Source organism: uncultured Microbacterium sp. (assembly GCF_900078385.1).
Lineage (GTDB): Bacteria > Actinomycetota > Actinomycetes > Actinomycetales > Microbacteriaceae > Microbacterium.
The window spans coordinates 365,894-381,326 of the sequence record NZ_FLQR01000007.1 but is presented as its reverse complement, the minus strand read 5'-3'; the positions used below and the strand labels follow the sequence as shown (position 1 = coordinate 381,326).

At 72.4% G+C, this 15,433-nt stretch carries 16 protein-coding genes; 7 read left to right on the top strand and 9 right to left on the bottom strand.

Annotated features, from left to right (window positions below; genetic code table 11):
- Positions 1 to 12 precede the first annotated feature (12 nt).
- The 7 genes from QZL85_RS09575 to QZL85_RS09545 all read right to left on the bottom strand — a co-directional run bounded on the left by QZL85_RS09575 (position 13) and on the right by QZL85_RS09545 (position 7,588).
- Positions 13 to 1,188: a glycoside hydrolase family 3 N-terminal domain-containing protein gene (locus QZL85_RS09575; protein ID WP_295576334.1), complete on the bottom strand. Its 1,176-nt coding sequence runs from the start codon at positions 1,186 to 1,188 to the stop codon at positions 13 to 15.
- Between the two features lie 85 nt (positions 1,189 to 1,273).
- Entirely contained in the window at positions 1,274 to 2,731 is a 1,458-nt protein-coding gene (locus QZL85_RS09570; protein WP_295576333.1) for a cation acetate symporter, read from the bottom strand.
- Positions 2,728 to 3,099: a heavy metal transporter gene (locus tag QZL85_RS09565; RefSeq protein WP_295576332.1), complete on the bottom strand. Its 372-nt coding sequence runs from the start codon at positions 3,097 to 3,099 to the stop codon at positions 2,728 to 2,730. Before QZL85_RS09565 ends, QZL85_RS09570 begins: the two co-directional genes overlap by 4 nt.
- Positions 3,096 to 3,815, bottom strand: coding sequence for a LytTR family DNA-binding domain-containing protein (locus tag QZL85_RS09560; RefSeq protein WP_295576370.1), 720 nt, complete (start codon positions 3,813 to 3,815; stop codon positions 3,096 to 3,098). The genes QZL85_RS09565 and QZL85_RS09560 overlap by 4 nt, the downstream gene beginning before the upstream one ends.
- Positions 3,816 to 3,830: 15 nt before the next feature.
- A complete protein-coding gene (locus QZL85_RS09555) occupies positions 3,831 to 5,012 on the bottom strand; it encodes a sensor histidine kinase (protein WP_295576330.1) in 1,182 nt (393 codons plus the stop codon).
- A gap of 34 nt (positions 5,013 to 5,046) precedes the next feature.
- Positions 5,047 to 5,286, bottom strand: coding sequence for a YbdD/YjiX family protein (locus QZL85_RS09550; RefSeq protein WP_295576329.1), 240 nt, complete (start codon positions 5,284 to 5,286; stop codon positions 5,047 to 5,049).
- Positions 5,287 to 5,299: 13 nt separating this feature from the next.
- Positions 5,300 to 7,588 carry a carbon starvation CstA family protein gene (locus QZL85_RS09545; protein ID WP_295576328.1) on the bottom strand — a complete coding sequence of 763 codons (2,289 nt, stop codon included), beginning with the start codon at positions 7,586 to 7,588 and terminating at the stop codon, positions 5,300 to 5,302.
- A 179-nt stretch (positions 7,589 to 7,767) separates the two neighbouring features.
- Here QZL85_RS09545 and QZL85_RS09540 point away from each other — a divergent pair, with 179 nt between their 5' ends.
- Genes QZL85_RS09540 through QZL85_RS09520 form a run of 5 tightly spaced genes read left to right on the top strand, consistent with a single transcriptional unit; the run spans position 7,768 to position 12,296 of the window.
- Entirely contained in the window at positions 7,768 to 8,109 is a 342-nt protein-coding gene (locus QZL85_RS09540; protein WP_295576327.1) for a GNAT family N-acetyltransferase, read from the top strand.
- Entirely contained in the window at positions 8,106 to 9,077 is a 972-nt protein-coding gene (locus QZL85_RS09535; protein WP_295576326.1) for a pirin family protein, read from the top strand. The genes QZL85_RS09540 and QZL85_RS09535 overlap by 4 nt, the downstream gene beginning before the upstream one ends.
- Positions 9,078 to 9,136: 59 nt before the next feature.
- Positions 9,137 to 9,697 (top strand): ECF transporter S component, encoded by a 561-nt coding sequence (locus QZL85_RS09530; RefSeq protein WP_295576324.1) that lies wholly within the window; start codon positions 9,137 to 9,139, stop codon positions 9,695 to 9,697.
- Between the two features lie 44 nt (positions 9,698 to 9,741).
- The gene (locus tag QZL85_RS09525) at positions 9,742 to 11,496 is read left to right on the top strand and encodes an ABC transporter ATP-binding protein (protein WP_295576323.1); all 1,755 of its coding nucleotides are present in this window, start codon (positions 9,742 to 9,744) and stop codon (positions 11,494 to 11,496) included.
- On the top strand, positions 11,493 to 12,296 hold the full coding sequence (locus tag QZL85_RS09520) for an energy-coupling factor transporter transmembrane protein EcfT (protein WP_295576322.1): 804 nt from the start codon (positions 11,493 to 11,495) through the stop codon (positions 12,294 to 12,296). Before QZL85_RS09525 ends, QZL85_RS09520 begins: the two co-directional genes overlap by 4 nt.
- An 18-nt stretch (positions 12,297 to 12,314) precedes the next feature.
- Here QZL85_RS09520 and QZL85_RS09515 read toward each other — a convergent pair whose 3' ends face one another.
- Positions 12,315 to 12,803: a DUF6326 family protein gene (locus QZL85_RS09515; protein ID WP_295576321.1), complete on the bottom strand. Its 489-nt coding sequence runs from the start codon at positions 12,801 to 12,803 to the stop codon at positions 12,315 to 12,317.
- A gap of 147 nt (positions 12,804 to 12,950) precedes the next feature.
- Between QZL85_RS09515 and QZL85_RS09510 the strand changes: the two genes are divergently transcribed.
- Entirely contained in the window at positions 12,951 to 13,622 is a 672-nt protein-coding gene (locus tag QZL85_RS09510) for a TetR/AcrR family transcriptional regulator (protein ID WP_295576320.1), read from the top strand.
- A 13-nt stretch (positions 13,623 to 13,635) separates the two neighbouring features.
- Here the strand turns inward: QZL85_RS09510 and QZL85_RS09505 are convergent, their stop codons facing one another.
- Entirely contained in the window at positions 13,636 to 14,325 is a 690-nt protein-coding gene (locus tag QZL85_RS09505) for an aspartate/glutamate racemase family protein (RefSeq protein ID WP_295576319.1), read from the bottom strand.
- 102 nt (positions 14,326 to 14,427) lie between these two features.
- Between QZL85_RS09505 and QZL85_RS09500 the strand changes: the two genes are divergently transcribed.
- Positions 14,428 to 15,375, top strand: coding sequence for a LysR family transcriptional regulator (locus QZL85_RS09500; protein ID WP_295576317.1), 948 nt, complete (start codon positions 14,428 to 14,430; stop codon positions 15,373 to 15,375).
- Positions 15,376 to 15,433: the final 58 nt, after the last annotated feature.

The following is a 15,433-nucleotide window of genomic DNA, read 5'->3' as shown; positions in this document are numbered from 1 at the left end:
GAGTCTGCCCGATCACGGGCCGGCGAGCTTCGCCTCGACGACCCGGCGGGCGGACTCGTCGACCCGCTTCGCGAACGCGGGATCACTGCGCGCCTTCTGCAGGACCGCGTCGTACATCGCCGGCAGCGTCGCGGCACCGGAGGAGAGGAGCAGCACATCGACCCCCGCCGCGAGGGCCCGGACCGCCCGATCGGCGGGTGCGACGCCGGAGACCGCCGTCGCGGCGGACAGGTCGTCGGTGATGACGACGCCGTCGTAGCCGAGGTCGTCGCGCAGGATGCCGGTCACGATCCGCCCCGAGAAGACCGCGGGCGACGAACCGTCGATCTTCTCGTACACGGCGAAGCCGATCATGACGAGCGCCGGCCCCTCGGACAGCAGCGCGCGGTACACCGCGACGTCGGGTCCGTCCGCCGTCACGGTCGTGTCGGCCACATTGCCCGCATGGTCGGTGTTGGCCGCCACGTGCCCGAGGCCGGGGAAGTGCTTGAGGGTCGGCAGGACGCCGGCCTCGCGCATCCCGTCGGCGAACGCGCCGGCGTGCGCGACGACGGTCGCCCTGTCGTACCCGTACTGCCGGCCGAGACCGCCGATCGGCGGGTTGTCGAAGCGGGTGTCGTGGCTCGTGACGATGTCGGCGACGGGCGCGAGGTTGAGCGTCACGCCGGCCGCGCGGAGCTGCTTCCCCCAGCGCCGCGCGGTGTCCCGCAGCTTCGCGGGGCCGAGGTCGGCCTGCCGGATCGCGTAGGGCATGTCGTCGAAGCCCGGCCCGCGGAGGACCTGCACCTCACCGCCCTCCTGATCGGTCGCCACCCACAGTGGGATGCCGCTCCCCGCGCCCGCTCCGGAACCGGTGAAGCGGGCGACCACGGCGGCGGTCGCCGTCACGCCGCCGCGCGAACGCCCGTGCAGGAAGACGCCGCCGATGTGCCGCTCGGTCACCGCGGCGCGGGTCTGCGCGTCGGCCCGGCCGGCCGGCGTCCCGACGATGAAGAGCTGCCCGACGCGCTCTTCGAGGGAGAGCGCGGCGATCGGATCGGGCGTGGGCGTCGGGGTCGGCCGGGGTGTCGGCGTGCGGGATGGTGCCGCCGAGGACGGGGATGCCGACGGGGCCGCGTCCGGCGGTGCGGCGACGCATCCGGCGAGCAACAGGATCGCGAGCGCAAGGAACACTCCGGCGCGGCGCATCGTCTCATCCTCCCCGCCGCGGACGGGGTGCGCCAGTCCCGGGCGCCGCCGCGCCGGCACCCGGGCCGCCGGCCCGGCCCTCCGGTCAGGCTCGTTCGGGCGTGTGCAGTCGCGCGAGGATGCGGTCGGTCCGCAGGGGTGCGCCCCGGGGATCGAGCAGCGAGACGGCGACCATGACGGCGGTGGCGAGGGGGATGGTCCACGCGGCGGGCTGGGCGAGGAACGGCGCCGCGACGCCCACGCCGCCGACCGCGCTGTGCACGAGCAGCGCGACGCCGCACGCGACGGCGCCCACCGTCATCCCCGCGATCGCGCCCCGCGCGGTGAGGCCCCGCCACCAGACGCCGAGCAGGAGCGCCGGCGACAGACTCGACGCCGCCACGACGAACACGACCCCGACGCTCGAGACGAGGCCCGCCGGCACCGTCAGCAGGGCGACGAGCAGCGGAACGGTCGTGCACAGCAGCGCGGAGAGCCGGAACGAGCGCACCGAGCCGCCGAACACGTCCTGACTCACGACGCCGGCCAGCGACACGACGAGACCGGCGGAGGTCGCGAGGAAGGCGGCGAAGGCGCCCGCGACGAGGAGCGCCGTCAGCAGCTCGCCGGGGGGCCCCGGGAACACGCGCGAGGGGAGCACGAGGACCACGGTGTCCGCGACGCCCGGCTCGGCGAGGTCGGGCGCGACGCGGCGGGCCAGCAGACCCATCGCGCTGGAGACGGCGTAGAAGGCGCTCACGAGGGCGATCACGAGCACGGTCGTCCGCCGGGCGGAGACCCCCGTCGGGCTCGTGTAGAACCGGACGAGCACGTGCGGCAGGCCCATGGTCCCGAGGAGGAGCGCGAGCAGCAGCGACGCCGACTCGTAGGCGTCGATCTCCGCCGGTCCCGCGGAGGCCGGGAACACGACGGACGCGGGGACGTCGTACGGCCCGCCGCCGACGGCGAAGGCGATCAGGATGACGGGGACCAGCAGCGCCGCGAGCTTGAGCCAGTACTGGAACGCCTGCACATAGGTGATCGCGCGCATGCCGCCCGCCGCGACGGCCGCCGCGACGATGACGGCGACCGTCACGGCGCCGACCCACGGCGGCAGCCCCGCGACGACGCCGAGCGTGATCCCGGCGCCGTGCAGCTGCGGCACGATGTAGAGCCAGCCGATGACGAGGACGGCGACGCTCGTGACGCGACGTGCGGCGGAGGACTCCAGCCGCGCCTCGACGAAGTCGGGGATCGTGTAGGCGCCGCTCCGCCGCAGGGGCGCGGCGATGAACACGAGGACGAGCAGGTACCCGGCGGCGTAGCCGATCGGGAACCAGAATCCGCGGGCCCCGCCGAGCAGCACGAGGCCGGACAGGCCGAGGAAGGTGCCGGCGGAGAGGTACTCGCCGCTGATCGCGGACGCGTTCCAGACCGGCCGGACCGTGCGGGATGCGACGAAGAAGTCGCTCGTGGTCCGCGAGACGCGGAGGCCGTAGCCGCCGACGAGGGCGGTGATCGCGACGACGAGCGCGACGGCGGCGAGGTCGAGGACGGCGTTCACTCGCGCTCCCGCAGCGCCCGGTAGCGACGCTCGTTCCGGTCGGCGCCCCGTGCGTACAGGAGGGCGAACACGAGCACGACGGGGTAGTACGCGAACGCGTGCAGGAGCCACGGCAGCGGCACCCCGATCAGCACGATCTCCTCGAGCCCGGGGATCGCGACGATCGCGAGGGAGAGGGCGACCACGACGATGACGAACCCGCTGACGGTGCCGAGTGCGAGGCGCAGCTGGGTGCGGCGGAGGGCGCGGGCGAACACGGCATCCGCTTCGTCGACGGGCGCGTCCGGCAGGGCGATGCCGCGCGTCACGGCACCGGCGCGCCGCGGTCCCGGATCGGCGGTGACCCGCACGCGGCGGGGGTCGCTCACCGTGCGCCTCCCCCGCGCACGAGCGCCTCGCGGACGACCGGCAGCAGGCGCCGGCTCACCGGCAGCTCGACGTCGCCGACCGAGACGGTCGGCTCGGCGCCGCCGAGGCGCGCTTCCCCGACCGCCGCCGCGTGCACGAGGTACGAGCGGTGCACCCGCACGAAGCCGGCGTCGCCCCAGCGCTGTTCCAGCTCCGAGATCGGGATCCGGACGAGATGCCCGGGGCCCTCGTCGGTGTGCAGCCGCGAATAGTCGCCCTGCGCGTGCACCCACCGCACGTCGCTGCGTCGCACGAAGCGCACGGTCGCGCCGACCGTCACCGGCAGCACCTCATCGCCGTCGACGGCGGCCTCCGAGCCGAGCTCGAGCACCCGGTCCACCGCCCGGCGCAGGCGCTCGAGGCGCACGGGCTTGAGGAGATAGTCCGCTGCACGCAGGTCGAACGCGTCGACGGCGCGGGCGTCGTCGGCCGTGACGAAGACGACGGCCGGCGGGTCGGCGAGGCCGCCGAGCGAGCGCGCCAGTTCGAGTCCGGTGAGGCCGGGCATGTGGATGTCGAGGAAGGCGACGGCCACGGCGCGCGCGGAGAGCAGTCGCAGCGCCTCGGCACCCGATGACGCGGTGAGGATCTCGCCGATGCGCTCGTCGGCGCGGAGGAGATGCACCAGCTCGTCGAGCGCGGGACGCTCGTCGTCGGCGACGAGGACGTCGATCAGGGCCACGACCGCGGCTCAAATCGGGTCGAGCGTGTGGAGCGGCTGCGACTTGGGGATCCGCATGCGCACCATGGTACCGGCGCCCGTGTTCGTCTCCACGACCAGCCCGCCGTCCGGACCGTAGAGCTGGCGGAGCCGCGTGTCGACGTTGCGCAGCCCGACGTGCGCGCCGTCGTCGCGCGAGGTGAGGAGCGCGCGCAGCGACTCCGGATCCATCCCGACGCCGTCGTCCTCGACGGTGATCTCGGTGTGCGTGACCTCGTCGTGCGACGCGATGCGGATGCTGCCGCCGCCCTCCCCCGGTTCCAGTCCGTGCCGCACCGCGTTCTCCACGAGCGGCTGCACCGACAGGAACGGGATAACGGTGGCCAGTGTCTCCGGGGAGATCCGCAGCGTGACGGTGAGCCGGTCGCCGAACCGCGCACGCTCGAGCTCGAGATACGAGTGGATGCTGCGCAGCTCCTCGGCGACCGTCGTGAACTCGCCCTGCCTCCGGAACGAGTAGCGCGTGAAGTCGGCGAACTCGAGCACGAGCTCGCGGGCCCGCAGCGGGTCGGTGTGGATGAAGGAGGCGATCGCGGTGAGGGCGTTGAAGATGAAGTGCGGGGAGATCTGCGCGCGCAGCGACCGCAGCTCCGCCTCGGCGAGCGCCGTGCGGGACGCATCGAGCTCGCCGAGCTCCAGCTGCGCCGCGCACCATTCGGCGACTTCTCCGGCGGCACGGACGAGGGCGGCGCGCACGGGCGCCGCGAACGCGACGACGACGCCGACCACCTCGCCGTCGACGGTGATCGGGGCCCCGACGGCCTCGAGTTCCCCACCCTCCCGGCGCGGGAACACCTGGCGGCGTCCGGTCTCGCGCACCTGCGCCGCGATGCGCGCGGCGGAGGCGTCGAGCCCGTCGCCCTGACCGTCGGTCGCGACGACGCCGTCGGCGCCGACGAGGGCGACGGCCGTGCTGCCGAGCAGCACGCGGAGGTGCCGCGCGGCCCGCGCGACATCCGGCGAGCCGAGGCCTCCGCGCAGATGCGGCGCGGCGAGGCTCGCGTGGTGCAGTGCCCGGTAGGTCGCCCGCTCCTCGTCGCTGCCGAGTTCCCGCGAACCGCGGGCCAGGCGCCGGGCGAGCAGCAGGAGCACGGTGAGCGCGATGCCGCCGGCCGCGCCGAGCAACCCGGCCAGCACGACGGAGTCGGTCATGGCGTCAGCCTACGGTCGGCGTGCCGGCAGCGCCTCAGCAGCACCTCGCGCCGGGGTTGCGGTCCTGGTCGTCCATCTTCTCCCGCCAGAACTGCCGCTCGGTGAGGGGCGCCTCATCGGGATGGTGGCGACGGTGGTGGGCGACGTAGGTCGCGTAGGCGGTGTCGCCCATGAGCTGCGTGACGTACCAGCGGATGCCGCGGCCGACCCTCCCGATGTGCGCGGCGAGCGCGCGCAGCGGGCCGGTGGTCACGGCATCCGTCTGGTTCGTCATGGGGGGGATCCGCCTAGTGGGCGGACGTCGCCTTCCGCTCGTCGCGCAGCAGCGGCTCCCACTGCTTCTCGAGCTCGCGCTCGGCCGAGGTCGGAAGGAACCCGGCGGGCGCGTACCGACGCGACACGACGGGCGCTTCCTCGGTGTTCTCGCCGCCGCCGTTGCGGATCGCCTTGATCGTGACGACGATCGCGGTGACGATGACGATGATCGCCAGCACCACGAAGATGATCGAGAGCGTGCCCTGGACGGCCGTGTTGCGGATGACGGCCTCCACGACCGCGGGTTCGCCGAGGCTGCCGTCGCCGGCATCCTGCGCCGCCCGGTAGCGGAAGTGGTTCGCCCAGTAGCCGATCCCCGGCACGCTGCTGAAGATCTTGTACATCGACGCGGTGATCGTGACGACGGCGGTGAAGGCGAGCGGCAGGGCGATGATCCACAGCCACTTCACGTACGCCCGCCCGCGCTTGGCGACGATCGCCAGGACGACCGACAGCGCGATGGCCGCCAGCAGCTGGTTCGCGATGCCGAACAGCGGGAAGAACGTGTTGATGCCGCCGAGCGGGTCGGTGACGCCGAGGATCAGGATCGTGCCCCAGCCGGCGACCATGATCGCGGTGGTGATCCAGACGCCGGGGCGCCACGAGACGTCGCGGAACTTCGGCACCCAGGCGCCGATGGATTCCTGCAGCATGAAGCGGGCCACGCGCGTGCCGGCGTCGACGGCGGTGAGGATGAACAGCGCCTCGAACATGATCGCGAAGTGGTACCAGAACGCCATGAGCGCCTGCCCGCCGAGGGCCTGCTGCATGATGTGCGCGAGGCCGAGTGCGAGGGTCGGTGCGCCACCGGTGCGGGAGACGATGCTCTCCTCACCGACCGCGGCCGCCGTGCTCGTGAGCATGTCGGGCGTGAGGTTCACACCGGTGAGGCCCAGCGAGTTCACGAACGCGACGGCGCCCTCCACCGTGCCGCCGGTGACGGCGGCGGGAGCGTTCATCGCGAAGTAGATCCCCTGGTCGATCGAGATCGCGGCGACGAGCGCCATGATCGCGACGAAGGACTCCATGAGCATGCCGCCGTAGCCGATGAAGCGCGTCTGGCGCTCCTTCTCGACGAGCTTCGGCGTCGTGCCCGATGCGATCAGCGCGTGGAATCCGGACAGGGCGCCGCAGGCGATCGTCACGAACAGGAACGGGAAGAGCGGACCGGCGAACACCGGGCCCATGCCGTTCTCACCGAACACCGACACCGCGGGGACGGTGATCTCCGGACGCACGAGCACGATGGCACCGGCGAGCATCACGATGACGCCGATCTTCATGAACGTCGACAGGTAGTCGCGGGGGGCGAGCAGCAGCCAGACGGGGAGGACGGCGGCGATGAAGCCGTAGATGATGATGCCCCACGCGATGGTCGTGCGGTCGAGGTGGAAGATCGCCTGGCCCCACTCGGTGCCTGCTACCCAGCCGCCGCCGATGATCGCGGCCATCAGCAGCACGAAGCCGATGAGGGAGACCTCGGTGACCTTGCCGGGGCGGAGGTAGCGGAGGTAGACGCCCATGAACAGGGCGATCGGGATCGTCATCGCGACGCTGAAGACGCCCCACGGGCTCTCGCCGAGCGCGTTCACGACGACGAGGGCGAGGATCGCGACGATGATCAGCATGATCAGCAGCGAGGCGATGATCGCCGCGGTGCCGCCGATGCGACCGAGCTCCTGGCGCGCCATCTGGCCGATCGTGCGGCCGCCGCGACGCATCGAGAAGAAGAGGACCGTGTAGTCCTGGACGGCACCGGCGAGGACGACGCCGACGATGATCCAGATGGTTCCGGGCAGGAAGCCCATCTGCGCGGCGAGGACGGGCCCCACGAGGGGCCCGGCGCCGGCGATCGCGGCGAAGTGGTGGCCGTAGAGCACACGCCGGTCGGTGGGGACGTAGTCCTTGCCGTCCTGGCGGATCTCGGCCGGCGTGGCCCGGTTGTCGTTCGGGCGCGTGATGTAGCGCTCGATGACCTTCGAGTAGAAGCGGTAGCCGATGAGATAGGTGCAGACCGCGGCGAACACGAACCAGATCGCGTTGACGGTCTCACCCCGCACGATCGCGAGCATCGTCCAGGCCACCGCGCCGAGGAGCGCGATCGCGGCCCAGAGGGCGATCTTGGGCCAGGTCCAGCGCGCGGCCTTCTCATCGTGCTCGGCCGGCAGCGCGACCGGGGGGAGGTTCGGGTCGGGCGTGATGTCGGGTTCGTCGTGGGCGAACCCCGCGGCGCGCCCGCGGGGCGCAGAAGGTGCAGTCATCGGATCTCCTCGTCGGCGCAACGTTGCGTGCTGACAGGCTAGGAACGCCGCCCGGCCCGCGTGCGGCGGGGCGACGCCGGACGCGACGAACGGCGGCGACGGCGCGACGAGCGGTGGGAGAGCCTGGCGGAACACGGGAGCCGCCGCCTACGTTGGAGTCAGCGACGAGAGGAACCGCTGTGACGGACGACGCCGAGATCACTGTGACCCGCAACGACGAGAAGGGGCGCTACGAGATCCACCTCGACGAGACGATCGCCGGGTTCACCGAGTTCGTGGCCGACCGTCACGGCCGCACCGTGTTCCCGCACACCGTGATCGATCACGCCTTCGCCGGGCGGGGGCTCGCCAGCATCCTCGTCGGACAGGCGCTCGCCGACGTCGCGACGCGGGGCGAGACGGTCGTGCCGGTGTGCCCGTTCGTCGTGAAGTACCTGCACACCCACGAGGTCGAAGGGCTCGACGTGCACTGGCGCCCCACTGCCGACGAGACGGGCAGCGACGCGATCGAGCGGGTATGACCCGCCTGGACAGCGGCCCCGAGGAGCGGGAGGCCCCGCCGGTGAGCGACGGCCCGCGCGTCCTGCTGCTGTCCGCCCGCGAGGTGCCCCTGGGCGGTGTCCGCGGGATGTCGGTGCACCGAAGCCTTCCGCAGCGCGACCTTCCCATGGTCGGCGCGTGGTGCTTCGTCGACCGGTTCGGTCCGCAGGTCACGCGCATGCGCGTCGAGCCGCACCCGCACATCGGGCTGCAGACCGTCACATGGCCCTTCGTCGGGCAGGTGCGGCACCGGGATGCCGTCGGCAGCGACGTGGTCGTGACGCGCGGCGCACTGAATCTCATGACGAGCGGCGCCGGCATCGTGCACTCGGAGTACTCGATCGGCGACGACCCCGCGCCGCTGGATGCCCTCCAGCTGTGGGTCGCGCTGCCCGAGTCCCGGCGCCACGGCGACCCGGCGTTCGAGCGGCACGAGGATCTGCCGGTCGTCGACCTCGGCGACGGCGCGGTCGCGGCGATCGTCGTGGGCGAGTTCGCGGGGGCTGTCTCGCCCGCCACGATGTACACGCCGATCGTGGGCGCCGAGATCTTCCTGCCCGCCGGCGTCCGGGTGACGCTGCCGCTGCGGGCCGAGTGGGAGTACGCGCTCCTCGGCGTCGACGGGACCAGCGCGGTGTTCGCGGACGACGACGACCCCACGGCCCTCCCCGAGGGCGGCCTCCTCTACCTCGGCACCCGCCGCGACGGCGTCGAGATGAGCGCCGACGCCGACACCACGGTGTTCCTCCTCGGCGGCGAGCCGTTCGAGGACGACATCGTCATGTGGTGGAACTTCGTGGCGCGTTCCCACGAGGAGATCGTGGACGCGCGCGAGGCCTGGGAGTCCGGTGCCGAACGGTTCGGTCACGTCGTCGGGCACGGCGACGAGCGGATCCCCGCGCCCCCGCTCCCGGGCGTGCGTCTGACGCAGCGTCGCCGTCGCGCCTGACCGGGTTTTCCCCGGTATCCGGCGGCCGGGCGCCGCAGCGCCGCGACTACGCTGGAGGCGTGGCTGCGGCATCCCGACTCTCCACGCGCGTCCTCCTCGTCTGCGCGGCGATCGGCGTCGCGACGGGACTCCTCACCGTCGTCGCGGGCTACGTCAGTGCCCCCGTGTGGGCCATCCTGCCGATCGTCTACGGCCTGGTCCTCGGCGCGCACGTGGTCCCCGGCGTCATCGCGCAGGCACTGCTCCGGATGCCGTGGGTCGCCCTCGTCACCCACCTGCTCGCGGGGATCGTCGCGAGTGCCTTCGCCCCGCAGTGGGTGGGCCGCTACCTCGGCATGGCGCTGCTGGTCGGCGGCCTGCAGGAGGGTGTCGCCGCCCTCACCCGTTATCGGCACTGGGAGGGCTGGCGGTTCTTCATCTCCGCCGTCGTGGTGGGTGCGGTCCTCATCGTCGGGATGGGGTTCGCCCTGGATGCCGGCAAGCTCGCCCCCTGGGCGGTCACGGTCTTCTACGCCCTCCTCATCCTCGGCCCGGTCCTCTGGACCTTCGTGGGGCTGGCGATCGGCAGCGGCCTGCGTCGCGCCGGGGTCGCCCGGACGACGGTTGGAGCGCGCGGATAGGCCCGACTACGTTGGGAGGAACTCCGCCCGACGCTTGGACATCCGTGACCCCGCTCGCCTCCGGTGCGCCTGACGGCCCCGGCGCCCCCGCACCGCTCGCGCGGGTGCGGAACCTGGCCGTCCGCCACGTCGGCGCCCGCACCGCGTCGCCCGCCGGCGCGACACTCGAGATCCGCCCCGGCGAGGTCGTCCTGCTTCTGGGCCCGAGCGGCTCCGGGAAGTCGACGCTCGCCCTCACGCTCAACGGGCTCATCCCGCACGCCGTTCCCGCCGAGGTCACGGGCACCGTCGAGATCGCGGGGCTGGACGCGCGGACCACACCGGTGTCGGTACTGAGCACGCATGTCGGGATGGTGTTCCAGGATCCGGATGCCCAGCTCGTGACGGGAACGGTCCTCGACGACGTCGCCTTCGGCCCGGAGAACCTCCGGCTCCCGGTCGACGAGGTGCTCGCGCGCAGCGAGAACGCCCTCCGGCGCGTGGGCCTGTGGGAGCGGCGCGCCGAGAACCCCGATCGGCTCTCCGGCGGCGGCCGTCAGCGGCTCGCGATCGCGTGCGCGCTGGCGATGGGGTCGCCGCTGCTCGTCCTCGACGAGCCGACCGCGAACCTCGACCCCGCTGGCATCGAGGACGTCTACGTCGCGCTGCACGATCTCGTGCGCCACCCTGACGGGACGCCGCGCGACCACGCGATCCTCCTCGTCGAGCACAACCTCGACGCCGCGGTCATGCTCACCGACCGGGTCGTCGTGCTGGATGCCGAAGGGCGGACGATCGCCGACGGTCCCGTGGACGAGGTGCTCCGCGGTCGGGCGGAGGAACTGCACGCGATGGGCGTCTGGCTGCCGGTGTCGACCCTGGCGGCGCTGCGCCTGCGCCGGGCGGGGTGGGTCTTCGATCGCCTGCCGCTCACTCCGGACGAGCTGCGGGCGGCCGTGACGGCGGTGCCGGGGCCCGCCTCGGCCCCGCGGGTGGTGACCGCGCCGGTGACGGCGGGCGAGCCCGTCGTCGAGGTACGCGGCCTGACCCTGCGCCGCGGTCGCCGCGAGGTGCTCCACGACGTCGACCTCACGGTCCGCGCCGGCGAGTTCGTCGCAGTCGTCGGAGCGAACGGCGCGGGCAAGACGAGCCTGGTCCAGGCCATCGCGGGCGTCGTCCCGGTGCCGCGCGGCACGGTCCGGGTGGGCGGCGCCGACGTCGCGCGCACCGACGCGAGGTCGCTGTCGCGGCGGATCGGGTTCGTGTTCCAGAACCCCGAGCACCAGTTCATCGCGCACACGGTCTTCGACGAGATCGCGCACGGGCTTCGTCGGCAGAAGCTCCCCGACGCGGAGGTCCACGCCCGCGCCACCGAGGTGCTCCGGCGCTTCGGACTCGAGGACAGTGCCGAGCAGCATCCGTTCCTCCTCTCCGGCGGCCAGAAGCGACGGCTGTCGGTGGGGACCGCGCTCGTCGCGGGGGCACCGGTGCTCGTCCTCGACGAGCCGACGTTCGGGCAGGACCGGGCGCGCGCCGAGGAGCTCCTGCGACTGCTGCGTGAGCTGCAGGAGGCGGGGACGACGATCATCGTCGTCACGCACGACATGCACCTCGTCACCGAGTACGCGACACGGACGGTCGTCCTCGCCGAAGGGCGCGTGCGGGCGGATGCCGCCACGGCCGACGTCTTCGCCGACGAGGCCCTGTTGCGCGCGGCGGGACTCCGGCTGCCGCCGCTGCGTCAGGCGTTGCGTGGGGTCTCGCACGCGGCGCTCCGTGGAGCCATCCGCCTCGCCGACCTCCCGGGCGGTGCCGCATGAGCGTCGCCGCCGACCCGTACGCCGAGGTCGCCGCATCCCGCCGGTTCCTCACGGGACTCAACCCGCTCGCGAAGCTCGCCGGGCCGCTGCCCGCCATCCTTTTGCTTGTCTTCGTGCGCGACCTCGCGACGCCGTCGGTGTTCCTCGCTCTCGGCTACGTCGTGATCCTCACGGGCGCGCGACTCACCCGCACCGTCGCCCTCATACTCGGTGTCGCGCTGCCGCTCGGTGTCGTCGTCTTCGGCGTCGGCATGTCGGTGTGGATCGACGCCTCCCGGATCGACCGGAGCGTCGAGGTCGTCTCGATCGGCGCGTGGACGCTGTACGGCGGCGCGCTCGAGATCGGGTTCGCGACGTCGCTCCGGCTCGCCGCGATCGTCGCCCTGGCGCTGATCGCGGGACTCACGACGACGGGCCCCGACCTCGTGCGCGCGAGTGTGCAGCAGCTGCGCGTGCCGTACCGCGTCGGGTACACGGCGCTGGCGGCGTTCCGCTTCGTCCCGCGGTTCCGGCACGAGCTCGACATCATCCGGCAGGCGCACCGTGTGCGCGGTGCGCACGGCGGCCGATTCGGAGTCGTCGCACGCTGGTGGGGCTACGTCGTGCCGCTGCTGGCCGGAGCGATCCGCCACGCGGAACGGGTCGCGCTGGCGATGGATGCGCGGGCGTTCGGCGCCTTCCCCGACCGCACCGAGCGGCATCTCGTGCCCTTCGGAGTGCGCGACGTCGTCTTCCTCGCGGCGTGCTGGCTGGTCTCCGCCGCCGTTTTCGTGGTGCTGTTCCCCTGGACGCTCGGCTGAGAGCCTCACGGCGTCGGCTCACACGGACACCTGCTGCCGAGGGTCTTTCGTCACGGGAGCGGCGGGCACGGCGGTCGCGCGCGGCCATGCCCAGGCGGAGCGCAGGATGAACGCGAGGAGCAGCACCTCGATGCCGATGGAGATGCCGTAGAAGGCGGCCCACTCCCAGGTCGCCCCTGCTGCATTGAAGAGGGAGTAGGGGATGAGGAGCGCTGCGACGACGAGGTTCGTGACGCGGTTCACCCGGGCGGGCAGCGTCATGGAGAGCACCACCATCAGGGCGGGGATCGACACGGACACGAGGAAGATCGTCACCAGCGTCGAGCTGATGTCGAACCTCCAGATGAGGCCGTCCAGGATGCCGTCGAGCACACCCGGCTTGTAGAAGTTGAGGATGTCGACGTAGGCGTAGAGGAAGACGAAGCTCGTCCACGCGGCGGCGAGCCGGGGCCGCACGGGGAGCGGAGCGTTGTCGAGCGGGTTCGGGGTGTTCGTTCGGGTGGTCATCGGTTCTTCTTTCCGAGAGGAGCGGTCCGCCCCCGGCGTGGGGCGGTTCTGATCGCGACATCCAGTCTTCGTACACTGTACGTCGTACGCTGTACTATGACCGTACGCTGTACGATTGTCAAGCCTGTCCAGCGAGCGAGGAGACCGATGTCTGCAAGGGAGCGCCCGGTCTCGTCAGACGCGGGCCTCAGCAAGCCGCGGGTGGTGGCCGAGGCGGTCCGGCTCGCCGACCGCGAGGGGGTGGACGGGCTGAGCATGCGACGGCTGGCGAGCGCGCTCGGCGCGGGCGCCATGTCGCTGTACCACTACGTGGCGAACAAGGACGAGCTGCTGGACGCCATGATCGACACCGTGTTCGACGAGATCGATTTCCCACCCGAAGGCACCGACTGGCAGTCGGCGATGCGAGAGCGGGCGGTATCCGCCCGGCAGGTCCTCGCGCGCCACCCGTGGGCGATCGGTCTGATGGAGTCGCGGACCTCACCGGGCCCCGCGAATCTCCGCCACCACGAAGCAGTCACCGCATGCCTGCGGACGGCCGGCTTCTCGGTGCTGATGGCGACGCACGCCAACTGGCTGCTCGACAGCTATGTCTACGGTCACGCCCTGCAGGCAGCCAGCCTGCCCTTCGACACGGCCGATGAGCTCGCGGACCTGGCCGAGGACGTCTACCTGCCCCAGCTTCCTCCCGACGAGTTCCCCTACCTCAACGAGTCCGCGGCGGGGCTCGTCGCCGCCGGCTACGACCCGACCGAGGAGTTCGCCTTCGGCCTCGACCTCATCCTCGCCGCCCTCGAGCCCCTCCGCGCTTCCGCGTAGCCACGCTGGCGGGTCAGGCCAGCGCCGCCTCCACCGCCGCGGCGACGTGGAGAGCGGCGGTGGGGAACACCGGCACCGCGATGTCGTCCTGGCACAGCAGCAGCTCGATCTCGGTGCAGCCGAGGATGATCCCCTCCGCGCCACGCTCGACGAGCCGGTCGACGACGCCGCGGTACGCGTCGCGCGAGTCGTCATCGACGATGCCGTGCACGAGCTCCTCGAAGATGACGCGGTGCACGAGCGCGCGGTCGTCGGCGTCGGGCACGACGACCTCGATGCCGTGCGCAGCGAGCCGCCGGCGGTAGAAGTCCTGCTCCATCGTGAACGCCGTGCCCAACAGGCCTGCCCGCCCGATGCCGCGCGCCGCGATGGCCGCCGCCGCGGCATCCGCGATGTGGAGGACGGGGACGTCGACAGCGGCCTCGATGTCGCCGATGACCTTGTGCATCGTGTTCGTGCACAGCACGATCATGTCGGCGCCGCCCGCCTGGAGGCCGCGCGCCCGCTCGCCGAGCAGGCGCCCGGCCGCAGCCCAGTCGTCCCGCCGCTGCATGCCGGCGATCTCGTCGAAGTCGAGGGAGTCGAGCAGCACCGGCGCGGAGTGGAGTCCGCCCAGACGCTCGCGGACGTGCTGGTTCGCGAGCCGGTAGTACAGCTCCGTCGATTCCCAGCTCATGCCGCCCAGCATCCCGATGGTCTTCATGACCGCCTCCTCCGTCGTCTGCTCTCGATCCTCCCGGCACGCAGACGTGCGGTCTACGCCATAGTTGTTGGACGAGACCAAAGCCTGACTATGAGGTGAGCGATGAGCCATGCGGACGACACGATCGGCTTCGTCGACCCGGACGACGGCCGGGAGCCCTCGCTCGACCCGCGGTCGCTGATGGTGTTCCGCGCCGTGGGCCGTTACGGCTCGATGAGCGCGGCCGCTGCGGCGCTCGCGTGGACGCAGCCGGCCGTGAGCCAGCACGTCCGACGGCTCGAGCGCACCCACGGGGTGCCGCTGATCGCGCGCCGCGGTCGCGGCATCGAGCTGACGTCGGCCGGCCATGATCTGCTGCGCCACGCGGATGCCGTGGCCGCCGTGCTCCACGACGCCGAGCGTGCGATGCGGGCCCACGCACAGGCCGAGGCGGGCGTGGTGCGGGTGGTCGCGTTTCCGTCGGCGATGGCGACGATCGTCTCCCCCGCCGTGCGCGCGCTCGCGGACACGAACGCCGGACTGCAGCTCGAGCTGACACAGCTCGAGCCGCCCGAGGCGATGCGCAGCCTCGCCCGCGGCGAGTGCGACATCGCGATCATCTTCGAGTACGCCGAGGAGCAGCACGACCTCAACGGGTTCACGGCGCAGCCGCTCGCCGACGATCCGTTGATGGCGGTGCTGCCGGCATCCCATCCGCACGCGCAGTCGGATGCCATGGACCTGGCGGACCTCGCCGACGCGCGGTGGGTCGCGGGGTGCGTCAACTGCCGTAGACACCTGCTGCACTCCGCTGCGCGGCGCGGGTTCACGCCCGACATCCGGCACAGCACGGACGACTACGTCGTGGTGCAGGCGCTCGTCGCCGACGACCTCGCGGTGGCGGTGCTGCCGCGCCTCGCATTGGCCGCGAGCCGGAACCCCGCGGTCGCCACCGTGCCGATCGACGGCGAGCCGCCCCGGCGTGTCATGGCGCTGACGCGTCCAGGAGGCGTGGCGATGCCCGCCGTGGGTGAGGTCGTGCGCTCGCTGCGTGAGGCGTCGGGCCGCTAGCCACGCGATCTGTCAGCGTGTGCGCAGCGGTCGCCGCTGGAGGGATGCTCGCCTTGGA